This window comes from Streptosporangium becharense (assembly GCF_014204985.1).
Classification (GTDB): Bacteria; Actinomycetota; Actinomycetes; order Streptosporangiales; family Streptosporangiaceae; genus Streptosporangium; species Streptosporangium becharense.
Genome location: NZ_JACHMP010000001.1, coordinates 1,684,431 through 1,705,977, shown reverse-complemented (window position 1 = coordinate 1,705,977; position 21,547 = coordinate 1,684,431). Strand labels below are relative to the sequence as shown.

Genomic DNA, 21,547 nt, shown 5'->3' with positions numbered 1-21,547 from the left:
GCTCCTTGTCAGGTTCGACCGATCGTCGCATGACTGGGACGTGTTTTGCGAGAGGTCGTTTTGGGCGCTTCTGTGGGGTAGGTGGGTACCCCCGGAGATGGGAGGATAATTCCAGGTTCCCGCCCGTCTACCAAAGGAGCATCGAGTGTTCTACTGGGTGGTGAAGGCCATCCTCTCGCCCCTCCTCCATGTGATCTTCCGTCCGTGGGTGGAGGGCCTGGACAACGTGCCCAAGCAAGGACCGGTGATCCTGGCCGGGAACCACCTGTCGTTCGCCGACCATTTCTTCGGTGCGCTCTTCCTGCGGCGGAAGGTCATCTCCCTCGGCAAGTCCGACTATTTCACCGGCCGCGGCCTCAAGGGCATGCTCAGCAGGGCCTTCTTCAGTGGGGTCGGCACCGTCCCCATCGACCGCTCCGGCGGCAAGGCGAGCGAGGCGGCCCTGCGCACCGGCAAGCGGATCCTCGCCGAGGGGCAGGTGCTCGCCATCTACCCGGAGGGCACCCGCTCCCACGACGGCCGCCTCTACAAGGGCAAGACCGGCGTGGCCCGGCTGGCGCTGGAGTCACGCGTCCAGGTCGTCCCGTGGGCGATGGTCAACACCTTCGAGATGATGCCTCCCGGCAGCCTCGTCCCCAAGCTGGGCATCCGGCCGGGCGTGAAGTTCGGCAAGCCGCTCGACTTCTCCCGCTACTACGGGATGGAGGAGGACCGCCTCGTCCTGCGCGCCGTCACCGACGAGATCATGTACGCGTTGATGGAGCTGTCCGGGCAGGAGTACGTCGACAAGTACGCCGCCAGCGCCAAGGTCGAGGCCACCCGCGCCGCGATGGAGGCCAAGCAGACCGCCAAGGACACCCGGGGGCCCCGGGGGCGCGGCTGACGGCCGGCCATCGAGCCGGGCCCGTCTCAGCGCGTCTCATGCCGGGTCCGTCGCGCAGCGTCTCGTGATGCCCGTGGTGCCCGGTGGCACTTCGTGATGCCTCATGGCGCCGGAGGGGAGCGCTCAGCGGGTCGACTCGCGCACGACCAGCTCCGGCTGGAACATGATCTGCTGGTGGGCGTGCGATCCGGGGTTGTCGCACTCGTCCAGCAGTAGCTCGGTGGCGACCCGGCCGAGCCGGTGGGTCGGCTGGCGGACCGAGGTGAGCGAGACCGCCGAGGCCGACGCGAAGTCGATGTCGTCGTAGCCGACGAGGGAGACGTCCTGCGGGACGCGCACGCCCGCCTGGAGCAGCCCGCGCAGCAGGCCCAGGGCCAGCAGGTCGTTGGCGCAGAACACGGCGTCCGGCAGGTGGCCCTCCGCGAGCAGCTTCTCCGCCGCCTGCTGACCGGACCTGGCGTTCATCGCGCCCATGGGGATCTCCTTCAGCGACTCCCGGGGGTCACGTCCGGCGTCGGTCAGCGCTCGCTCGGCGCCGACCAGCCGGTCGGCGCACTGGCGGACGGTGAGGGGGCCGGTGACGTACGCGATCCGCTCGGCGCCGGAGGCCAGCAGATGGGAGACGGCCATCGCGCCGCCGGTGACGTCGTTGACCGCCACCGAGCACTGGTCGGGACGCTCGGCCGGGTGGTCCACCAGGACGACGCTGATGCCGCGTTCCCTGAGCCGGTCGACCTTGGACATGTTCTCCCCGGCGGGAGTGATGAGCACCCCGCGGACCCGCTGTTCGGCGAAGACCAGCAGGTTGCGCTCCTCCTTGAGGCGGTCGCCCGAGGAGTTGCCCAGGATCACCGCGTAACCGCGCTCGCTGGCCACCTCCTCCACTCCGGCCGCCACGTCGGTGAAGAAGGGGTTACCGATGTCGATCACCGACAGTCCGACGGTGCGGCTGTGCCCGGCGCGCAGGCTGGAGGCGGAGCCGTGCCGGACGAACCCGAGCTCTCGGATGGCCTCCTCGACCCGGCGGCGGGTGGTCGAGGCGACCTTCTCCGGGCGGTTGAGCACGTTGGACACCGTCCCGGGCGACACCCCGGCCCGAGCGGCGACTTCCTTGATGCTCACCGAACTCATGGCTCTAGATTAAAACGTAATAACAGTTTGCGCGCCAGGAAACCGCGATGATGCACGCGATTTCGCACCGCCGCGTATCCGGCGAGGGGTAAAACGTTTCATGGGGAAATGGGGTGGAGTCGTATTCCGCCGGCGGTGTGAGGGGCCCGGCGGGGCGGCGGCACCCGGCCGGGCCCGGAGCCTACCGGGCCAGCAGCTTCCCGGCGGTCCTGAGGTGTTCGGCGACCTGGTCGGAGGCGCCGCCCTCGTGGCCGTTGAAAGCCCACACCTTGATGTCCTTGGGGCCCGCGTGGTGGTTGTAGGCCGCGAAGACCGTGGAGGCGGGGGTGACGCCGTCGCGCAGGCCCACCGAGAAGAGAGCGGGGGTGGTGTTGCGGGCGGCGAAGTTCAGGCCGTCGAAGTGGTCGAGAGTGTCGAACACCTGGTCGACACGGTGACGGTGCGTCTTGAGGAACCGGCCGAGCTCGCCGTACGGGTCCTCGTCGGTGATCTCGGCGGCGCGGCGGAGGTGGGACATGAACGGCACGTCGATGAAGGCGAACAGCAGGCCGGGCACCAGCGCGCTCACCGCCTGGGCGATAGCCCCGCCCTGGCTGCCGCCGGAGACGACGACGCGGGAGGCGTCCACCAGGGGGTGCGTGCGGGCCGCCTCGACGGCGCGGACGCCGTCGGTGTACAGGCGCCGGTAGTAGTAGTCGTGCGGGTCGAGTACGCCCTGGGTGAGCTTGCCGCCGACCTGGGGCCCGGTGCCGCCCACCGGGTCGGCGGTGTCGCCGGCGCTCCAGCCCCCGCCCTGGCCGCGGGAGTCCATCACGAAGACCGCCCAGCCGGCCGCGGGCCAGGTGAGCCAGTCGTGCGGCCGGCCGCGGCCCCCGTTGTAGCCGATGTACTGCACCACGCACGGCAGCGGTCCGTCGACCGCGGCGGGCACCAGGAACCACCCCTTGATCTCGTGCCCGCCGAAGCCCGCGAAGCGGACGTCGAAGCAGCGCACCAGCGTCAGGCCGGTGTCCACCTCGGTGAAGACGGCGCCCAGGTCGTGCTCGCGGGCCTCGGCCAGCGTCTTCTCCCAGAAGGCGTCGAACCCGGCGGGCTCCCGGCGCTCGGGCCGGTACTCCCTGAGCTGGTCGAGGGGCATGTCGATGAACAAATGATCTCCCGAGATCGAGACGTTCTCCGGCGGAGGGCGGCGGGCCGGCCGCCCGTCGCCGGACGTGCCTGGCGCTCCGGGCGACGGGATGGGGCATGACGCGGCCGGGGCACCGGCCTCATTGTGGCGATTCCCCGCGCGTTCCGCCACGCCGCCCCTTCCGCTTCCCGGGTGCTGTGCCACGTCGCCTCCTCCGCTTCCCGTGCGCTCCGCGGCGCCGCCTCCGGCGCCCAGCTCGGTGAGCGTGCCCCCGGCCGCCGCCGAGACGGACCGCGGTGATAAAAACGTGCTAATCAAATGAGGGTACGGAGTGGCCTGGTCGGTCTTCTATGGCATGCGTAGCGCCACACTTCGTGCTTAAAACGTTTTAGAAACGGAACCCGTGTGACGCGTCCACCACCGGAGCGTGGACGTCGCACGACGAGTGAGTGGAGAGATGCCATGCCTTCGTCGCCTTCGTCGCCTTCGTCGCCTTCGTCGCCTTCGCCGGTTGAGGAGCTGTTGCGGCGGTCGCACGCGTTGGGTGCCGATCCGCGCAACACGAACTTCGCGGGTGGGAACACCTCGGCCAAGGGCACCGCGGTCGATCCGGTCACCGGCACGCCGGTGGAGCTGATGTGGGTCAAGGGCTCCGGCGGTGACCTGGGCACGCTGCGCGAGGCCGGGCTGGCGGTGCTGCGCCTGGACCGGCTGCGCGCGCTGACCGGCGTGTACCCGGGGGTGGACCGGGAGGACGAGATGGTCGCCGCGTTCGATTTCTGCGCCTTCGGGCCCGGCGGGGCGGCGCCGTCGATCGACACCGCGATGCATGGCCTGATCCAGGCCGCGCACGTGGACCACCTGCATCCCGACGCCGGTATCGCGATCGCCACCGCGGCCGACGGTGAGGAGCTGACCACGCGGATCTTCGGCGACCGGGTGGTGTGGGTGCCGTGGCGGCGGCCCGGGTTCCAGCTGGGCCTGGACATCGCCGCGATCCAGGCGGCGCATCCGCAGGCGATCGGATGCATCCTGGGCGGGCACGGCATCACCGCCTGGGGGGAGACCTCGCAGCAGTGCCAGGCCAACTCGCTGGAGATCATCCGCACCGCGGAGGCCTACCTCGCCGAGCACGGCCGCCCGGACCCGTTCGGGCCGGTGCTGGCCGGTTATGAGCCGCTGGGCGAGCAGGAGCGGCTGGCGCGGGCCGCGGCGCTGCTGCCGGTGGTCCGCGGTCTGGCCTCCACCGACGCCGCCCAGGTGGGCCACTACACCGCCACCTTCGAGGTGCTGGACTTCCTGTCGCGGGCCGAGCACCGGCGGTTGGCCGCGCTGGGCACCTCCTGCCCGGATCATTTCCTGCGTACCAAGGTGGCGCCGCTGGTGCTGGACCTGCCGGCCACCGCCCCGCTGGAGCAGGCGATCGAGCGGTTGCGCGAGTTGCACGCCGCCTACCGGGCCGACTACGCCGCCTACTACGCCCGGCACGCCACCGCGTCCTCGCCGGCGATGCGCGGCGCGGACCCGGCGATCGTTTTGGTGCCCGGGGTGGGCATGTTCTCCTTCGGCAAGGACAAGCAGACCGCCCGGGTGGCCGGGGAGTTCTACCTCAACGCGATCAACGTGATGCGCGGTGCCGAGGCGGTGTCGGCGTATGCGCCGATTGAGGAGGCGGAGAAGTTCCGCATCGAGTACTGGGAGCTGGAGGAGGCCAAGCTGCGCCGGATGCCGGCGCCGCGGCCGCTGGCGGCGCGGGTGGCGCTGGTCACCGGCGGCGGGTCGGGGATCGGTGCGGCCACCGCGCGCCGGTTGGCCGCGGAGGGGGCGTGCGTGGTGGTGGCCGACCGGGATGTGGCCGCCGCCGAGGCGGTGGCCGGGCAGATCGGCGCGGGTGCGCATCGGGTGGCGGACGTGGCGGTCGCGGTGGAGGTGGACGTCACCGACGAGGCGCAGGTGATCGCCGCGGTGCGGGCGGCGGTGCTGGCCTTCGGCGGGGTGGACCTGGTGGTCAACAACGCCGGGTTGTCGTTGTCGCGGTCGCTGCTGGAGACCAGTGTGGCCGACTGGGACCTGCAGCATGACGTGATGGCCCGCGGGTCGTTCCTGGTGGCGCGGGAGAGCGCCCGGGTGATGATCGAGCAGGGCATGGGCGGGGAGCTGGTGTACATCGCCTCGAAGAACGCGGTGTTCGCCGGGCCGAACAACGTGGCCTATGGGGCGGCCAAGGCCGATCAGGCGCATCAGGTGCGGTTGCTGGCCGCGGAGCTGGGCCGGTACGGGATCCGGGTCAACGGGATCAATCCGGACGGGGTGGTGCGCGGGTCGGGGATCTTCGCCTCGGGGTGGGGGGCCAACCGGGCCGCGGTGTACGGGGTGGCGGAGGAGGAGTTGGGGGAGTACTACGCGCAGCGCACGTTGTTGAAGCGGGAGGTGCTGCCCGAGCATATCGCCGGGGCGGTGTTCCAGCTGACCCAGTTGACCCAGACCACCGGGTTGCACATTCCGGTCGATGCCGGGGTGGCCGCGGCGTTCCTGCGCTGAGGACCCCCCGGGGGGTTCCGGTCCGGGGGTGGGGGTGGGGGTTCGGGGGCCGGAACGGCCACCGCGCTTCCGCGCCGAAAGGGCTCCGTCCCGGGGCTCCGTCACCCCCGGGCCCGGCCCCGGCGCCACCGCGCCGAGGTCTTTCCGCAGTCTCGGTGTGCGCCGACGGCACGCACCGAGACCACGGCCGGCACGGCCCCACGGGGGTGGGGCCGTGCCGGCCTGACGGTCCTCGCGGGGACGGCCGTCTCAGACCGGTCCCGGCCCGACGAGGTGGGAGCGGATCTGGCGGATGTGCTCGGGAGTGGTGCGGCAGCAGCCGCCGACGAAGGCCGAGCCGGCGGCGATCCACCCGACCGCGGCCTCGCCGAACTCCACCGGGTCGGCCAGCCCCAGCCAGCGGCGGTTCTCCGGGTCCCAGGTCTCGCCGGAGTTGGGGTAGACCATGGCGGGCTTCCCCTCGATCCGGGAGATCAGGCTGATCATGTGGCGCGGGGCGGTGCAGTTGACGCCGACCGCCATCACCTGGGGGTCGCCGGTGAACAGGGCGGCGGCCTTCCGCAGCGGGGTGCCGTCGCTGATGTGCTCGCCGTCGCGGCAGGAGAAGCTCACCCACGCCCGCATGCCCGGCGTCTCGGCGAGCAGCCGCTTCAGCGCCCGGGCCTCCAGGTAGGACGGGATCGTCTCGCAGGCCAGCAGGTCGGCCTCGCTGTCGGCGAGGATGTGCCAGCGGTCGCGGTGCCAGTCGGCCAGGCCGTCCTCGTCGAGGTCGTAGTCACCGGTGTACTCCGCGCCGTTGGCCAGGTGGGCCCCGTAGGGGCCGACGCTGGCGGCCACCGCGCCAGATCCGTGGGCGTCACGGGCCTGGGCCGCCAGGTGCACCGAGAGCAGGATGAGATCCTCGGCCTCGGCGGCGGTCAGGCCACGTCGCAGGAACGCCGGAATGCTCGCCTGGTAACTCGCCGTGATCGCCACCTCGGCGCCGGCGGCGAAGTAGTCGAGATGCGCCTGTCGGATCACCGAGGGGTTCTCCAGCAGGAGTTTCGCCGACCACAGCTCGTCGCGGAGGTCCGCTCCCAGGGTCTCCAGATGGGTGGCCAGGCCGCCGTCCAAAATCACCATCCCGCTACTTTACGTGCAACGGTCCGGCCTCCGTCCCGCCGTGCTTTCCCGGGTTCCGTCCGCGACCCGTCGGCTCGCGGATCGGCCCGGAGGCGGCCCGGCGCGGCCGGTCGACCGCGCCGGACCGGGGTTCAACGCTTCCAGAACGGGCGGCGCTTGACGGGACGGACCAGTGCCTCCAGGCCCTCCACCGCCCGCCGCCACAGCGTCTCCACGTCCCCGCCGGCCTGCAACTCCTCGGCCAGGGCCGCCAGTTCGGCGTGGCCGCCGAGGTGGGCGGCCAGGGCCGCCAGGCGACTGCCCAGGTCCTGCAGCATCCGCAGCCGTTCGGCGGCCGGGAGGGACACGGCGGCGCGCAACCGCTCCAGCTCCTCGGTGAGCTGCTCACGCGGCGGCTCCTGCGACCTGCCCCGGCGGGCCGACGGGGCAGGTGCGGGGACGCCGCCGTACCCGCCCGGAGCACCGCTCGGCGGAGGGCCACTTCGCGCCGGGGCGCCGCCGTACCCGCGCGGGGCGCCGCTCGGCGGAGGGCCGCCGTACCCTGCCGGGGGGCCGCCGGCCGGGGCGCCGTACCCGCCCGGGGCGCCGCCGTACGCCACGGCCCTCATCGGAGCCGCCGCCGGGGCCGGGCTGCCCCAGCCGCTGGGCGGCTCCACCGGCTGGATCACCCGGTGCCCGGGGCCGCCCTCGGCCACCGTCCGCGTGTCGGCCGCGACGAACGCGGTGAAACGGCAGAGCACCCCGTACCGCAGCGACGTCTTGACGATCTCGTCCTCCAGCCAGGGGCTGCCGGTCGCGTAGCGGTCCTCCAGCGTGCGCAGCCGGGCCCGTGCCCAGATGGCCCGGGTCGCCGGGTTGGCCGCGACCGTCGCGGTGACCCGGTGCTCCCACGGCCGTCCTGCGGCGTCCAGGCCACGCGCGGTCAGGGCCCCGCCGCCCGCGCCGCGGTAACGGCCGAGGACGGTGAGGGGGACACCCGGGTAGATCGAGCCGATGTGGCCGACCGTCTCCGTGATCACGTCGAGCCCGTCGGCCTCGACGGAGAGGTCGGTGACCAGGGGGGCGCCGATGCGGCGGTGGATGTGCTCCATCGCCTCGTCCAGCCGGTCCTCGGACTCCACCAGCTCGCACCGGCCGCCGCCCAGCCCGGCGAGCCTGCCCAGGAAGCCGGCGTTGACCGCCCGGTCGATGCCGACCGTGTGCACCCGCACCCCGCGCAGCCGGGTGCCGAGCGCCTTCAGGATCCGGTCCTCGTCGCCGACCTGCCCGTCGGTGACGAGCACCAGGACCCGGTCGCCGCTCGCCCCGGCCAGCAGTGTCGCGGCCCGCTCCAGCGGGTCCAGCATCTCGGTGCCGCCGCGCGCCTCCAGCCTGGCCAGGTGTTCCACGGCGCGGTAGCGGTTGCGGTCGGACGCCTCGACCAGGCCACCGCCGAGTTTTTCGGGGTGCTCGACCACATCGTCGAACGACAGCACCGCGAACCGGTCCCGTGAGGTGAGCGTGTCGACGATCCGGGCCGCGGCGCGCCGGGCGGCCACCATCTTCCAGCCCGCCATGCTGCCCGAGCGGTCGAGCACCAGCACGACGTTCCTGGGGGTGGTGGTGGCCGGCGCCGGGTCGGGGACGACGGTCAGCGTGAACGTCCCGCCCTCGCCATCGTCGTCGGGGGCCAGCGCCAGCGAGGTCGAGGCGTCGAAGAGGAGACGCAGGACGAAGTCGCGGTCGAGCCGCTCGCCCGGCCGCAACCGGACCGTCGTGCCCTCCTCCCGGACCACGTGCAGGCTGGAGCACATCTCGCGCAGTTCCAGTCCGGCCGGATCGACCGAGACGGCGAGCGAGAGCCGGACCGGGTTGGGGAAGCCGGGCAGCAGCACCGGGGGAGTGATCCGGGAGGCGTCGGGGGCCGCGTCGGTATCGGATGACCAGCCGTCCCCCGCCTGTTCGCCGTCGAGCGGCGTCCCGGGGATGTAACGGGGGGCCACGACCAGCGGGAAGCGGAACGTGGCCGCGCCGTCCTCGTACGGGAGCGGCTGGTTCAGCGTCAGGTGCACGGTCACGCGCTCGCCCGGCACGATGTTGCCCACCCTGATGGTGAAGACGTCGGGCCGGTCCTCCTCGGCGATCGCGGCCCGTCTCCCCTGCGCGAGCGCCTGGTCGTAGTCGGCCCTGGCCTGTCCGCGCTCCTTGAGGACGCCCTCGACGACCCGCCCGTCGGCCTCCATCCTGAAGGCGGTCACCGCGGCGCGGTCGGGCAGCGGGAAGACGTACGTCGCCTCCAGCGCCACGTCGTGCGGGTTGCGGAACCCCTGGACCACCTCGACCCCGGCGACGAGGCCGGACACGGCGGCGGTGACGTCCACGCTCTCCAGCGGCAGGTTGCCGCGCGCGGTGGACAGCGCTCCCAGGCCGGCGTCCGGCACGGGGGGGCATTCCTCCGGCCGCAACGTGGTGATCGAGCTCAACATGGGTGCTTTCCCTTCGAAGATGTGAGGCCGCGGTCGCGGAGCAGTTTCAGGAGCGCCTCCGACGCGACGGCGATCTCGGCGAGGTCGTCGGAGGACGGGGCGTGGCCGGCGCCGTCGAGCACCAGCGTGACCCCGGGTGCGAGCCGCACGCCGTGGACGAGCGCGGCGGGTGCCGCGCGCGGGGCGGTGCCGGCCGGGTGGGGACCGGTTGAGGCGACCGGATCCGGGACCGCCGGGGACGCGGCCCAGAAGCGGGCCCGGGGTGCCCCGGCCGCGGAGGGGGAGGCGGCAGGGGCGGGAGCGGGGGTGGTGCTCGCGGGTCCGGGGGGGCTCACGATGCCGTCACCGCCGTCACCGTCGTCGGCTCCGTCGGGGGTCGTGGGGGCGGGGAGGTCGGCGATCGACTCCAGTGCCCTGTCGGTGGCGCCGGTGAGCTCGGCCTGGATCTCGGCGATGGTCCGGCCGTCGGCCTGTCGGCGCTTGACGGCGACGAGCTGGAGCAGGTGGCGCCTGCCGTACAGGGCGACGCGGCCCCGGCGGGCCAGGGGCGGGTCGAGCAGGCCGATCGTGGAATACCACCTGATCAGACGCTCGTTGGGCACGTCCCGCACCCGCCCGTTGGGCCGGGTGGTGGAGGACAGCGCCGCCGAGGCGTGCTCGATCAGTTCGCCGATGGTCCATTCCATGTCCCGATAGTGACACTGTCATAGTGACAGTGTCAACAAGGCGGGAGAGTTTCGGTAGTTAGGGAAGGAGGTGGGGGGTATGGGGTGTTTCACCACAGCGAGAGAACTAATGCCGAACTAAGGGGGAGGCATACCTCATGTCCGCTATCACCAGCCCGCTCAACCCCGAGGCCCAGAAGGTCGTCGCCGCAGCCCTGCAGGGAGCCCTCGTCGACCTCCTCGACCTGTCGCTCCTGGGCAAGCAGGCCCACTGGAACGTGATCGGCCACAACTTCCGCTCGCTGCACCTGCAGCTCGACGAGATCGTCGCGGCGGCCAGGGAGCACGCGGACACCGTCGCCGAGCGGGCGGTCGCCATCGGCGCCAACCCCGACGGCCGCTCGTCCACGCTGGCGAAGACGACCGAGGTGCACCAGCTGGAGGCGGGCTACATCAACGACGGCAAGGTCGTCGCCGCGCTGACGGACATCCTGGAGTCCATCGTCCGCAGGATGCGCGAGCGCATCGAGGCCACCGACGAGCCGGACCCGGTGACCCAGGACATCCTCATCGCGATCACCCAGGACCTGGAGAAGCACCACTGGATGCTTCAGGCCCAGCGCTGACCGTCCCCGCGACGGGGAAACGGTGAGGGGGACGCCGCGCGGCGTCCCCCTCACCGGCGGGCGCCCCGGTCACCCGGCCGGGGCGCCTTCGTGTCTCCGATCCGGCCGGCCGCAGGGCTCTCCCGGCCAGACGAGATCGGAGCGAAGCCTCGACGCGGCACTGCGGGCGCTTCGCCACTGACCGAACCCGCGACCGGTCACGCCGACGGTCACGGCCGTTCCTCCCGGCAGTACCAGCCCGTACACGTCGTGGCTCCCGGGCGAACTGGGTGAGGCCGCACCCGAGCTGCTGGTCGCGGAGCCGCTGCCCATGATGACCTTCGGCCTGGTCGAGGCGAGGACCGGCCGCCGGGCCGTCCGGCGCCGCGACACCGTCGCTGTCAGGCCGGTTCCCGAGGACGTCAGCTCAGTGCTCGGAGTGGAGAGCGGCCCCGGGGCCGACCTGTTCCGCCGGATGTTTGCGCTCTGGTTTCCGCAAAGTTTGGGATCGCGCGGACTCCACGTTCACATGGGTTCGATCGACTGGCGGCGTACCGAGAGGGCGAGGAGGAGGGGCCATGCCGCGCCGTACGTCCGTGCGCACCGGGGGGCCGGCCGCGGGGGCGGCTCTGAGCGGATCACTGTGGCGGGGCGCCGCGCACACCGGATCGTACGGCTCCACAGGCCCGTACGATCCGTCCGGCACCGGTGGCCCGTACGGTCCGCCGCGCGCGCCGGACGCCAACGGGATCGCGCTGCCCGAAGGTTTCACCAGCCGGATCGTCGCCCGCACCGGCCGCCGGGTCGGCGGGGTGCTGTGGCACCCGGCGCCGGGCGGCGGGGCGTGCTTCCCCGACGGCGACGGTTGGATCTACGTCTCCAACTCGGAGATCCCGCTGCTCGGCGGGGCGTCGGCGATCAGGTTCGGCCCGGACGGCGACATCGTCGACGCCTACCGGATCCTGTCGGGCACCAACCTCAACCGCGCCGGCGGACGCACCCCCTGGGACACCTGGCTGTCGTGCGAGGGGATCTTCCGCGGCCGGGTCTTCGAGTGCGATCCCCACGGCTCCCGTGCCGCGATGCCCCGCCTGGCCATGGGCCGCTTCAGGCACGAGGCCGCGGCCTGTGACCCGGAGCGGCAGGTCGTCTACCTGACCGAGGACGAACCGGACGGCTGCTTCTACCGGTTCCGGCCGGCCCACTGGGGTGACCTGACCTCAGGGCTGCTGGAGGTGCTCTGCGCCGACGGCACCGGCTCGGTGACCTGGCGGCGGGTGCCCAACCCGGCCGCACTGCCGGTGCCGACCCGCGAGCAGGTCGCCGGGGCCAGGCGCTTCTCCGGCGGGGAGGGCTGCCGCTACTCCGGCGGCGTCTGCTTCTTCACCACCAAGGGTGACAACCGGGTGTGGGCCTACGACGCGCGGGAGGAGCGCCTGCGGGTCGTCCGCGACGCGAACGCCCCGCAGGCCGGGATCGACGACATCACCGGCACTTCTTCGGGCGACCTGTACGTCGCCGGGGACGGCGGCGACATGGGGATCGATCTCATCACCCCCGAGCGGGTCGTCACCCCGTTCCTGCGCGTCTCCGGCCACCCCGAGTCGGAGATCACCGGCCCGGCCTTCTCCCCCCGGGGGGACCGTCTCTACTTCTCCTCCCAGCGCGGCACCCGGGGCGACGCCTCGGGCACCGGTGGGATCACCTACGAGGTCGGCGGGCCCTTCCGCCACTGAACGGAGCCGCCGTCCTTCCGTGGCCGCCCTGACATCCCTCCGTGCCCGCCCCGTGCCCGCCCTGTGCCCGCCCTGTGCCCGCCCCGTGTCCCCGCGCGTCCGCCGGGGACGGCCGCTCCCCGGCCCCGGCCGGTGGGCAACGGGGGCGACCCCGGGCGGGGGCGGTGCGTGGCCGCCCTCCGGCTGCGCTACCTTCGCAGACTGGCCCAGAACGAATGACAGGGCGGCGCGTGCCGCCCCGACGGCGGCGGGAGCATGATGGCTGAGGTTGCGTACATCGGCGGATACACCCCGGACACCGGCGGGTCCGGGCCCGGGATCACCCTGGTGGAGCTGGGGGGCCTCACGCGACTCGGCACGACGCCGGCTCCCGGCCCGTCCTTCCTCGCCGCGCACCCCCGCCTGCCGGTCGTCTACGCGGTGGAGGAGAGCGAGCGGGGCACGGTCGGCGTCTTCGCGCGCGCCGCGGACGGAGGGCTCACCCCGCTCGCCCGGCACTCCAGCGGGGGAGCGTCCCCCTGCCACCTGGCCGTCGACCCCACCGGCACGCGGTTGGCGGTCGCCAACTACGGCGACGGCACGGTCAGCGTCCACGGCATCGACGACGCCGGCCTCCTCACCGACGTGTGGACCTTCCCCCACCGCGAGGGGACCCACGCCCACCAGGCGGTCTTCGGCCCCGACGGCGTCCTGTACGTGACAGACCTGGGGGCCGACGAGGTCCGCCGCTACCTGCCGACCGGGGACGGGGTGGTCGCGCACCCCGGTGGCCCGGTGCGGCTCGCCCCAGGCATGGGCCCCCGGCACATGGCCCGCGCGGGCGGCCACTGGTACGTGGCCGGTGAACTGGACGGCACGGTCCGCGCCTACGACACCGGATGGCGCGAGGTGCTGGCCGTCCCCGCCAGTGGCACCGCGGGCGAGAACCACCCCTCGCACCTGGAGGCGCACGACGGGTTCGTCTACGTCGCGAACCGCGGCCCGGACACGATCTCGGTCTTCACCGCGTCCGGCCTGGAACGGGTCGCCGAGGTCTCCTGCGGCGGTGTCTGGCCGCGCCACTTCGCCGTCGTGGACGGCCGCGTGTACGTGGCCAACCAGCGTTCCGGGACCGTCGTGGTCCTCCCGCTGAAGGACGGCGTCCCCCAGGCGGAGGACGGGTGCCTCGCCGTCGGCACCCCCTCGTGCGTACTGCCGCTGACCCGCTGAGAACCCTTTCGGAAACCGACCCCGCCGGGCTCCGCCCGGCGGGGTCGCGACGTTTTCTCTTACCCGTGGAAATCGTTTGCCAACCCCGGTTAAGGAAATGTGAGGAGTCCTTTTACTTGGTCTAGACCATTGGGCCGATCGGGAGGCAGAATGCGTCTCGTCGGCGATGGAAATCCCTCGCCGGCCGCACTACCCCACTTAGTCTGGCCATCTTGCCTCGGAACACCACCGGAGGATGCCATGCGTATCGGAGTGCTGACAGGGGGCGGCGACTGCCCCGGCTTGAACGCTGTGATCCGCGCCGTAGTTCGCAAGGGCGCGACCGTCTACGGACACGAATTCGTCGGATTCCGCGATGGCTGGCGCGGGCCCCTGGAGGGCGACACCATGCCCCTCGACATCCAGGCCGTGCGCGGCATCCTGCCCCGTGGCGGGACGATCCTCGGTTCCTCGCGGACCAACCCCATCAAAATCGACGGCGGTGTCGAGAAGATCAAGGAGAACCTGGCCGCGGGCGGGGTCGACGCGCTGATCGCGATCGGCGGTGAGGACACCCTTGGAGTGGCCAAGCAGCTCTTCGACAGGGGGGTGCACGTCGTCGGCGTGCCCAAGACGATCGACAACGACCTCAACGCGACCGACTACACCTTCGGCTTCGACACGGCCGTCAACATCGCCGTCGAGGCGATCGACCGGCTGCACACCACCGCCGAGTCGCACCACCGCGCGCTGATCTGCGAGGTCATGGGCCGTCACGCGGGCTGGATCGCGCTGCACGCGGGCATGGCGGGCGGTGCCAACGTCATCCTCATCCCGGAGAAGCCCTTCGACATCGACCGCGTCTGCGCCTACGTGGAGTCGCGCTTCCAGACCAGGTACGCGCCCATCGTCGTGGTGGCCGAGGGCGCGCACCCGATCGAGGGCCAGATGACGCTCCAGGCCGGTGAGCTGGACTCCTTCGGGCACGTACGGCTGGGCGGCATCGGCGAGAGCCTCGCCAAGGAGATCGAGAAGCGCACCGGCAAGGAGGCCCGCACCACCGTGCTGGGCCACATCCAGCGCGGCGGCACGCCCACCGCCTTCGACCGGGTGCTGGCCACCCGCTTCGGCCTGCAGGCCATCGACGCCGTCCACGCCGGTGACTTCGGCACGATGGTCGCACTGCGGGGCACCGACATCGTCCGGGTCGGCCTCGACGAGGCGACCAGGGAGCTCAAGACCGTCCCGGTCGGCCGCTACGAGGAGGCCGAGGTCTTCTTCGGCTGACGGGGCGGTCCTCGGCCGACGAGGCGATCTTCGGCTGACGGGGTGGTCTTCGGCCAGTGGGGCGGTCCTCGGCTGACGGGGCGGTCCTCGGCCGGCGGGCGGTAAGGTCCTGCCGGTGACGGGAATCGAGGGTCCGTTCTGGCGGGCGATCGCGGTCTTCCGCGTCGCGTCCCTCGTCTACGCGGTGGTCCTGCTCGCCCGAGCCGGAGGGTACGCCCATCCGGCGACCGGCTGGCTGGTGATCGGCGTCATGGCGTTGTGGACGGCGGCGACGGTCTTCGCCTACTCCGTCACGGAGTTCCGCGGGCGCCCGCTGCTGGCCGCCGACATGCTCGTCACCGTGGGCTGCCTGCTCGCCACCCCGTTCGTCCAGGGCCCCTACCAGCAGGGCAGCCTCCCCATCACCGCCACCTGGATGGGCGGGGCGGTGCTCGCCTGGGGCGTCCACGGCGGGCGGCGGCTGGGTGCCCTGGCGGCCCTGGCCGTCTCCCTGGCCGACCTGGCGGCGCGCGCGGCCGGCGCGTCCGGCCCGCCCGGCGTCGAGGCGGTCCCGATCAACGGGGTCGTGCTGCTCTTCCTCGCCGGGGTGCTGGTCGGGCACACCGCCAGGCTGGCGAAGAAGGCCGAGGAACGCATGCAGCAGGCGGTCGAGATGGAGGCCGCCGGACGGGAACGGGAGCGGCTGGCGCGGGGCATCCACGACTCGGTGCTCCAGGTGCTCTCCCTGGTCCAGCGGCGCGGGCAGGAGATCGGTGGGGAGGCGGCCGAGCTGGGCAGGCTCGCGGGCGAGCAGGAGGCGGCGCTGCGCGAGCTGGTCAGGCTCCGCCCCGTGGAGCCCGCCGCGGGCACCGCCGACCTGCGTACCCTGCTCCAGCGGTACGGTTCGGCCACGGTCACCGTCTCGGTCCCGGCGACCCCGCTGTCGCTGCCGGCCGGCGCCGCCCGGGAACTGGCCGCCGCGGTCGGCGCCGCCCTGGACAACGTCACCCGGCACTGCGGGCCGCAGGCCCCCGCGTGGGTCTTCGCCGAGGGCGACGATGGAACGATCACCGTGACCGTCAGGGACGAGGGGCCGGGCATCGCGCCGGGCCGCCTGGAGCAGGCCGCCGCCGACGGGCGCCTCGGTGTCTCCCAGTCGATCCGGGGCCGGGTCGCCGACCTGGGCGGCACGGTCACCATGGTCTCCGCCCCCGGCCGGGGCACCGAGATCGAGATGGCCGTCCCGGCCCCCGAAAGTTCGGACGTTCCCCACCAAAACCCCTAAGGTGGGCGGGTGCGTGTGATGGTGGTGGACGACCACCCGATGTGGCGGGACGCGGTGGCCAGGGACCTGGCCGAGGCCGGGTACGAGGTCGTGGCCACCGTCGGCGAGGGCCGGCAGGCCGTCCGGGTGGCCCCCGCGGCCCGGCCCGAACTGGTGGTGCTCGACCTGCAGCTGCCCGACCTGTCCGGTGTGGAGGTGGCCCGCCGGCTGGCCACCGTGCAGCCGCCGCCCCGGGTCCTGGTGCTGTCGGCCAGCGGAGAGCAGGACGACGTGCTGGAGGCGGTCAAGGCGGGTGCGTCCGGATATCTGCTGAAGTCCGCGAGCAAGGAGGAGTTCCTCGACGCGGTCCGGCGCACCGCCGCGGGCGACGCCGTCTTCACCCCCGGGCTGGCCGGGCTCGTCCTGGGGGAGTACCGCCGTCTGGCCGCCCAGTCCGTTCCCGACACCACGCCCCGCCTGACCGAGCGGGAGACCGAGGTGCTCCGCCTGGTCGCCAAGGGCCTGTCGTACCGGCAGATCGCCGAGCGCCTCACGCTGTCCCACCGCACCGTGCAGAACCACGTGCAGAACACGCTGAACAAACTCCAGCTCCACAACCGCGTCGAGCTCGTCCGCTACGTCATCGAGCAAGGACTCGACGAGTCATAGCCCCTACTAAAGTGACAAAGTCGAGACGCGTTCTCACGCGGTCCCGCGCGACACTTGACGTATCCCCACGTCCCCTCGAAGCTCCACCGGAGGTTGCACCATGACCATGTCCGCCCTGGGCGAGCCCTGCGTTCTGCTCAAGCTGGGCGAGGTCGTCCTCAAGGGAAACAACCGGGAGCTCTTCGAACGGAGGCTTCAGGGCAACATCAGGGCCGCCCTGAAGGACGTCGGCGTCAAGGTCGACCTGCGGCAACGCCACGGCGTTATCGCGCTCCTCCTGCCGGACGGCACCGGTGCCGAGGTCGCCGACGCCGTGGCCGAGCGCGTCTCGTACGTCCCCGGCCTCGTCTGGATCCACCGCGCCTGGCGGGTCGCCAAGGACCCCACGGCGATCACCAAGGCGGCGATCGAGCTGCTGGCCGACCGCGACGACGTGCGGCGCGGCGTCTCCTTCGCGGTCCGCTCCCGCCGCCGCGACAAGCGTTTCCCGCTCACCTCGATGCAGCTGGACCGGTCGGTCGGCGGGGAGCTCAACGACATCTACGGCCTGCCGGTCGACCTGAAGAAGCCCGAACTGGTGGTCTCCATCGAGATCGACCGCGACGAGGCGTTCGTCTTCACCGGCGGCCAGCCGGGGCAGGGCGGGCTGCCGGTCGGCACCAGCGGCCGGGGCCTGGTGCTGATGTCCGGCGGCATCGACTCGCCCGTGGCGGCCTACCGGATGATGCGCCGCGGCCTGCGGGTCGACTTCCTGCACTTCTCCGGCATCCCCTTCACCACCTCCGAGTCGATCTACAAAGCGTACGCGCTGGTCAGGGCACTCGACAGGTTCCAGGGCAAGTCCCGGCTGTGGGTCGTCCCCTTCGGCAAGGCGCAGCAGTCCATCAAGGCGTCGGGCCAGGACCGCCTCGCCGTCATCGCCCAGCGCCGTCTGATGCTCAAGACCGCCGAGGAGGTCGCCCGCCGGCTGCGCGCCGGAGCCCTGATCACCGGCGACTCCCTGGGCCAGGTCTCGTCGCAGACGCTGCAGAACATCACCGCCCAGGACGACGCGGTCGACATGCCGATCCTGCGTCCCCTGATCGGCCTCGACAAGACCGAGATCATGGCTGAGGCCCGTCGCATCGGCACTCTGGAGATCTCCGAGCTTCCCGACGAGGACTGCTGCACCCTCCTGGCGCCGCGCCGCGCCGAGACCGCCGCCAAGATCGCCGACCTGAAGCAGATCGAGCGCCGCCTGGACGCCGAGGAGCTCGCCGTGCAACTGGCCGGCTCCCTGCAGGAGTACCGCCTCGACGGCTGACCCCGACCGCTCGGCCGGCCGTGACCGGATCGACCGGTCACGGCCGCCGTGGCCGGTCACGGTGGAACCGGCCGGCCACGGCGGCGGCGATCAGGCGGAGACCAGGGCGTCGGCGGCGGCGGTCTTGCCCAGCATCGGCGGGAACTGGGCCATCACCCGGGCCAGCTCCTCCAGGTCCCTGTCGACCAGTGCCTGGGGGCCGTCGCACAGGGCCTGCTCGGGGTGCGGGTGGACGTCGATGATCACGCCGTCGGCGCCGACGGCGAGGGCCGCGCGGGTCAGCGGCAGCACCAGGTCGCGCCGGCCGCCGGAGTGGGAGGGGTCCACGATGACCGGCAGGTGCGACAGGCGCTGGGCGACCGGGACCGCGGAGATGTCCAGGGTGTTGCGGGTGGCGGTCTCGAAGGTGCGGATGCCGCGCTCGCACAGCACGATGTCGAGGTTGCCGCGCTGGGCGATGTACTCGGCGGCCATCAGCCACTCCTCGATGGTGGCGTTCATGCCGCGCTTGAGCATGACCGGCTTGCCGGCGGCGCCGACGGCCTGCAACAGGGCGAAGTTCTGCGCGTTGCGGGTGCCGATCTGCAGCATGTCGGCGTAGGAGGCGACCAGGTCGACGTCGTGGGCGTCGACGACCTCGGTCACGACGGGCAGCCCGGTTTCGGCGCGGACGTCGGCGAGGATGCGCAGGCCCGTCTCGCCCAGCCCCTGGAAGGCATAGGGGGAGGTGCGGGGCTTGTAGGCGCCGCCGCGCAGCAGGGTGGCGCCGGCGGCCCGCGCCATGCGCGCGGCGGCCAGGGTCTGCTCCGGGGTCTCCACCGCGCAGGGGCCGGCGATCAGCGTGACCGTCCGAGGCCCGATGGGCACGCCGCCGACCCGGACGGTGGAACGTTCCGGGTGGTGGTCGCGGCTGACCAGCTTGTAGGGGGTGCTGACCCGTATCACGTCGGCCACGCCGCTCATCCCGCGCAGATCGAGCGTGGCGAACCGGTCGACGTCACCGACCAGGCCGATGATGGTGCGGCTGACGCCCCGGCTGACGAACGCCTCACCCCCCGCCGCGCCGACGGTCTGCGCGACCGCCTCGACGTCCGCCCTGGTGGCGTCGGGCCTCATGACGATGACCATGTCTTTCCTTCTTTCGGTGAGATGGCTTCGATGACTTCGGTGGAGAGGAGCCGGAGGGACCCGGGAAAAGCAGAAGGCCCCGGGTCCGAAACGGACCCGGGGCCTTCTGTTCGCCAGGCTGTCAGCGCAGCATCTGGAGGCGAACGGTCCCACCCGCGGGTCCGTCGCCATACCAAAACCAGAACGCAGTACGCATAGCCGCAAATAGTAGCGCACCGTCGGGGTACGTCGACCCGATGTTCCGGCATGTTCCACCGGGCGCCCTGCCCGGGGAAGCCCGGAGCCGCAGTGGAGCGCGTCGTCGGAGGGCCCGGGGCACCGGCGGAGCGTCCCGTCCGGGTGGCCCGGGGTGCCGGTGGAGCGTCCCGTCCGGGGTGTCGCATCCAGGGGCGGTGACGGGCGGGGGTTACCCTGTGGCCGCGGTCGGTGGACACGCGGGACCGGGGGAGACGAGGGAGGCCTCATGAGGCGGTGGGAGGCCTTATCCGGTGGCCGCCGCGATGCCGTAGGGCGGGCGATGGCAGGATTGCCCCGTGCCGTCGGCCAACCGGCGAGGGGAGTGATGGTGGAGCAGCCCGAACCTCCGGGCGAGGAACCTCGCCTGCCTCCGGGGCAGTATGTCCCTCGTGGACGTCCGGTCATCCACTACGGCCGGGTGCCCACGTTCCGCCCGGCCACGTGGGAGCTGCGCGTCATGGGGGCCACCGCCTCGGGCGAGCAGCACCGCTTCACCTGGCCCGAGTTCTCCGCGTTGCCGCGTACCACGGTCATGGCCGACTTCCACTGCGTCACCAAGTTCTCGGTCATGGGCAACGAGTGGGGTGGGGTGTCCACGGCGACGCTGATGGAGATCGCCCCGCCCGCCCCGGGCGTGAAGCACGTGATGATCTGGGGGGAGTACGGCTACAGCGCCAACGTGCGGATGAGCGACTTCACCCGCCCGGAGACGCTGTTCGTCCTGGAACTGGATGAGAAGCCCATCTCCGCGGAGCGCGGTTTCCCCGTCCGGATGGTCGTCCCGCACCTTTACGCCTGGAAGAGCGTCAAATGGGTGCGTGCCGTGGAGTACATGCTGGAGGACAGGCGTGGCTTCTGGGAGGAACGCGGCTATCACAACATCGCCGACCCATGGCGTGAACAGCGCTATTCCTATCAGGAGGAACCCGGAGAGGGCCCACCGTGATCGTCGTCCTCCCCGGCCGCCCCGCGCGGTGCGGACGCGTGGGCCCCTGCCGGATCCGCGATGAGGACTACGGCCCGGCCTCGGCGGTGACATCACGCGGGGACTACGGCCCGGCCTCGGCGGTGACACCGCGCGAGGGCACCGCGATGCGGTTCGGCGTGTCCAAGGTTCCCCTCACCAGTAGCTATTTGTAGTCAAACTATTACCCGAAGTTGCCATGACGGTTGCGGCGAGTGTGGTTCACGAGGCAGCGTGGGGCCATGTTGCGAGTCCTGGCCGTTGACGACGAGGTCCCCGCTCTGGAGGAGATCGCCTGCCTCCTGAGCCAGGACCCCCGGATTGAGCGTGTCGCCACCGCCGTCGGCGGTGTCACGGCGCTCCAGGACATGGTCCAGATGATCGGCAGGGGTGAGCGGCTCGACGGGGTGTTCCTCGACATCCGCATGCCCGGCCTGGACGGCCTCGACCTGGCCAGGCTCATCGCGGGCTTTCCCAACCCGCCTCGCCTGGTGTTCGTCGCCGCCGACGAAGACTGCGCGGTGCAGGCGTTCGAACTGGAGGCGGTCGACTACCTGCTCAAGCCGCTCAGGGCCGACCGGCTGGCCGAGGCGGTACGCCGCCTGGAGGCCGCGGTCCCCGCCGTGGCCGGTCCCGCCCCGGAGGACGTCATCCCGGTCGAGCTCGCCGGTCGCACCAGGTTCGTGCCCCAGCAGGCCGTCTGGTTCGCCGAGGCGCAGGGTGACTACGTCCGCCTGCACACCGACGAGGGCAGCTACCTGGTGCGGATGCCCCTGGCCTCGCTGGAGAGACGCTGGGCCGATTCCGGGTTCATCCGGGTGCACCGCAGCACGCTGGTCTCGGTGCGCCATGTGAGCGAGCTCCGCTTCGACGGGGGCCGGGTGATGATCCAGGTCGGCACCGAGACGCTGCCGGTCAGCCGCCGCCATACCCGTCAGGTCCGTGAGCAACTCGTCCGCCGGTTCCGCGACCGACCGACCGCTCCCGGTGCGGCGAAGGGCCGCCCGGTCCGCTCCGGCGCTCCCGGATAACTGCGAAAACGAAATCCGGCCGAAGAGGGAATTCCCGGGAAGTCGGCCCGCCGTCGAGGTCGGCGGGTCGGAATTTCGTTATGTGGTGGGTCGCCCTCGTATGGTGCGGGTGATCTGCCGCATAAGGCGAAATGATTCGGTGATGATACCGGGAAAACCTGGTTGTAATTGTTGTGCCGTATTATTCGCCCTTTTTGGGTCCTGTCGCTTTGCTGGGGAA

17 protein-coding genes are annotated in these 21,547 nt (G+C 72.0%); 11 read left to right on the top strand and 6 right to left on the bottom strand.

What is annotated here, in order from left to right; translation table 11 throughout:
- The first annotated feature begins 145 nt into the window (after nt 1–145).
- A complete protein-coding gene (locus F4562_RS07280) occupies nt 146–883 on the top strand; it encodes a lysophospholipid acyltransferase family protein (RefSeq protein WP_184541871.1) in 738 nt (245 codons plus the stop codon).
- 123 nt (nt 884–1,006) lie between these two features.
- Here the strand turns inward: F4562_RS07280 and F4562_RS07275 are convergent, their stop codons facing one another.
- Both F4562_RS07275 and F4562_RS07270 read right to left on the bottom strand, forming a co-directional pair.
- Nucleotides 1,007–2,014: a LacI family DNA-binding transcriptional regulator gene (locus tag F4562_RS07275; protein WP_184541869.1), complete on the bottom strand. Its 1,008-nt coding sequence runs from the start codon at nt 2,012–2,014 to the stop codon at nt 1,007–1,009.
- Between the two features lie 181 nt (nt 2,015–2,195).
- Nucleotides 2,196–3,164: an acetylxylan esterase gene (locus tag F4562_RS07270; RefSeq protein WP_184541867.1), complete on the bottom strand. Its 969-nt coding sequence runs from the start codon at nt 3,162–3,164 to the stop codon at nt 2,196–2,198.
- A 441-nt stretch (nt 3,165–3,605) separates the two neighbouring features.
- On the opposite strand from F4562_RS07270, the gene F4562_RS07265 reads away from it, so the two are divergent.
- Entirely contained in the window at nt 3,606–5,684 is a 2,079-nt protein-coding gene (locus F4562_RS07265) for a bifunctional aldolase/short-chain dehydrogenase (protein ID WP_184854765.1), read from the top strand.
- Between the two features lie 249 nt (nt 5,685–5,933).
- Here F4562_RS07265 and mmuM read toward each other — a convergent pair whose 3' ends face one another.
- From mmuM to F4562_RS07250, 3 genes are all read right to left on the bottom strand, one after another.
- On the bottom strand, nt 5,934–6,806 hold the full coding sequence (gene mmuM, locus F4562_RS07260; protein WP_184543580.1) for a homocysteine S-methyltransferase: 873 nt from the start codon (nt 6,804–6,806) through the stop codon (nt 5,934–5,936).
- 131 nt (nt 6,807–6,937) lie between these two features.
- Nucleotides 6,938–9,271 carry a VIT domain-containing protein gene (locus F4562_RS35695; RefSeq protein WP_184543582.1) on the bottom strand — a complete coding sequence of 778 codons (2,334 nt, stop codon included), beginning with the start codon at nt 9,269–9,271 and terminating at the stop codon, nt 6,938–6,940.
- Nucleotides 9,265–9,957, bottom strand: a complete 693-nt coding sequence (locus F4562_RS07250; RefSeq protein WP_184543585.1) for a MerR family transcriptional regulator — start codon at nt 9,955–9,957, stop codon at nt 9,265–9,267. The genes F4562_RS35695 and F4562_RS07250 overlap by 7 nt, the downstream gene beginning before the upstream one ends.
- A 137-nt stretch (nt 9,958–10,094) precedes the next feature.
- Between F4562_RS07250 and F4562_RS07245 the strand changes: the two genes are divergently transcribed.
- The 7 genes from F4562_RS07245 (at nt 10,095) to thiI (ending at nt 17,967) form a co-directional block, all read left to right on the top strand.
- Entirely contained in the window at nt 10,095–10,562 is a 468-nt protein-coding gene (locus F4562_RS07245) for a Dps family protein (RefSeq protein ID WP_184543587.1), read from the top strand.
- Nucleotides 10,563–11,119: 557 nt separating this feature from the next.
- On the top strand, nt 11,120–12,277 hold the full coding sequence (locus F4562_RS07240; RefSeq protein ID WP_184543589.1) for an alkaline phosphatase PhoX: 1,158 nt from the start codon (nt 11,120–11,122) through the stop codon (nt 12,275–12,277).
- A gap of 258 nt (nt 12,278–12,535) precedes the next feature.
- Nucleotides 12,536–13,486, top strand: coding sequence for a lactonase family protein (locus tag F4562_RS07235; RefSeq protein WP_184543591.1), 951 nt, complete (start codon nt 12,536–12,538; stop codon nt 13,484–13,486).
- 240 nt (nt 13,487–13,726) lie between these two features.
- Nucleotides 13,727–14,752 carry a 6-phosphofructokinase gene (locus F4562_RS07230; RefSeq protein ID WP_184543593.1) on the top strand — a complete coding sequence of 342 codons (1,026 nt, stop codon included), beginning with the start codon at nt 13,727–13,729 and terminating at the stop codon, nt 14,750–14,752.
- Between the two features lie 115 nt (nt 14,753–14,867).
- Nucleotides 14,868–16,016 carry a MacS family sensor histidine kinase gene (gene macS / locus F4562_RS07225; protein ID WP_311734088.1) on the top strand — a complete coding sequence of 383 codons (1,149 nt, stop codon included), beginning with the start codon at nt 14,868–14,870 and terminating at the stop codon, nt 16,014–16,016.
- A gap of 18 nt (nt 16,017–16,034) precedes the next feature.
- Nucleotides 16,035–16,664 (top strand): response regulator, encoded by a 630-nt coding sequence (locus F4562_RS07220; RefSeq protein ID WP_184544084.1) that lies wholly within the window; start codon nt 16,035–16,037, stop codon nt 16,662–16,664.
- Between the two features lie 100 nt (nt 16,665–16,764).
- A complete protein-coding gene (gene thiI, locus F4562_RS07215) occupies nt 16,765–17,967 on the top strand; it encodes a tRNA uracil 4-sulfurtransferase ThiI (protein WP_184543595.1) in 1,203 nt (400 codons plus the stop codon).
- 90 nt (nt 17,968–18,057) lie between these two features.
- Here the strand turns inward: thiI and aroF are convergent, their stop codons facing one another.
- On the bottom strand, nt 18,058–19,095 hold the full coding sequence (aroF, locus tag F4562_RS07210) for a 3-deoxy-7-phosphoheptulonate synthase (protein WP_184543597.1): 1,038 nt from the start codon (nt 19,093–19,095) through the stop codon (nt 18,058–18,060).
- A gap of 562 nt (nt 19,096–19,657) precedes the next feature.
- Here aroF and F4562_RS07205 point away from each other — a divergent pair.
- Together F4562_RS07205 and F4562_RS07200 are read left to right on the top strand one after the other, a co-directional pair.
- A complete protein-coding gene (locus tag F4562_RS07205) occupies nt 19,658–20,278 on the top strand; it encodes a molybdopterin-dependent oxidoreductase (RefSeq protein WP_184543599.1) in 621 nt (206 codons plus the stop codon).
- A 260-nt stretch (nt 20,279–20,538) separates the two neighbouring features.
- Nucleotides 20,539–21,327, top strand: coding sequence for a LytR/AlgR family response regulator transcription factor (locus F4562_RS07200; RefSeq protein WP_184543601.1), 789 nt, complete (start codon nt 20,539–20,541; stop codon nt 21,325–21,327).
- Nucleotides 21,328–21,547 lie beyond the last annotated feature (220 nt).

What these genes read in the sequence shown, in the direction of transcription:
- F4562_RS07200 (WP_184543601.1), top strand. Translation starts at nt 20,539, where the DNA reads ATGTTGCGAGTCCTGGCCGTTGACGACGAGGTCCCCGCTCTGGAGGAG.
- thiI (WP_184543595.1), top strand. Translation starts at nt 16,765, where the DNA reads ATGACCATGTCCGCCCTGGGCGAGCCCTGCGTTCTGCTCAAGCTGGGC.
- F4562_RS07230 (WP_184543593.1), top strand. Translation starts at nt 13,727, where the DNA reads ATGCGTATCGGAGTGCTGACAGGGGGCGGCGACTGCCCCGGCTTGAAC.
- F4562_RS07245 (WP_184543587.1), top strand. Translation starts at nt 10,095, where the DNA reads ATGTCCGCTATCACCAGCCCGCTCAACCCCGAGGCCCAGAAGGTCGTC.
- F4562_RS07265 (WP_184854765.1), top strand. Translation starts at nt 3,606, where the DNA reads ATGCCTTCGTCGCCTTCGTCGCCTTCGTCGCCTTCGTCGCCTTCGCCG.
- F4562_RS07275 (WP_184541869.1), bottom strand. Translation starts at nt 2,014, where the DNA reads ATGAGTTCGGTGAGCATCAAGGAAGTCGCCGCTCGGGCCGGGGTGTCG.
- F4562_RS07250 (WP_184543585.1), bottom strand. Translation starts at nt 9,957, where the DNA reads ATGGAATGGACCATCGGCGAACTGATCGAGCACGCCTCGGCGGCGCTG.
- F4562_RS07240 (WP_184543589.1), top strand. Translation starts at nt 11,120, where the DNA reads ATGCCGCGCCGTACGTCCGTGCGCACCGGGGGGCCGGCCGCGGGGGCG.
- F4562_RS07235 (WP_184543591.1), top strand. Translation starts at nt 12,536, where the DNA reads ATGGCTGAGGTTGCGTACATCGGCGGATACACCCCGGACACCGGCGGG.
- mmuM (WP_184543580.1), bottom strand. Translation starts at nt 6,806, where the DNA reads ATGGTGATTTTGGACGGCGGCCTGGCCACCCATCTGGAGACCCTGGGA.
- F4562_RS35695 (WP_184543582.1), bottom strand. Translation starts at nt 9,271, where the DNA reads ATGTTGAGCTCGATCACCACGTTGCGGCCGGAGGAATGCCCCCCCGTG.
- F4562_RS07205 (WP_184543599.1), top strand. Translation starts at nt 19,658, where the DNA reads ATGGTGGAGCAGCCCGAACCTCCGGGCGAGGAACCTCGCCTGCCTCCG.
- F4562_RS07220 (WP_184544084.1), top strand. Translation starts at nt 16,035, where the DNA reads ATGGTGGTGGACGACCACCCGATGTGGCGGGACGCGGTGGCCAGGGAC.
- aroF (WP_184543597.1), bottom strand. Translation starts at nt 19,095, where the DNA reads ATGGTCATCGTCATGAGGCCCGACGCCACCAGGGCGGACGTCGAGGCG.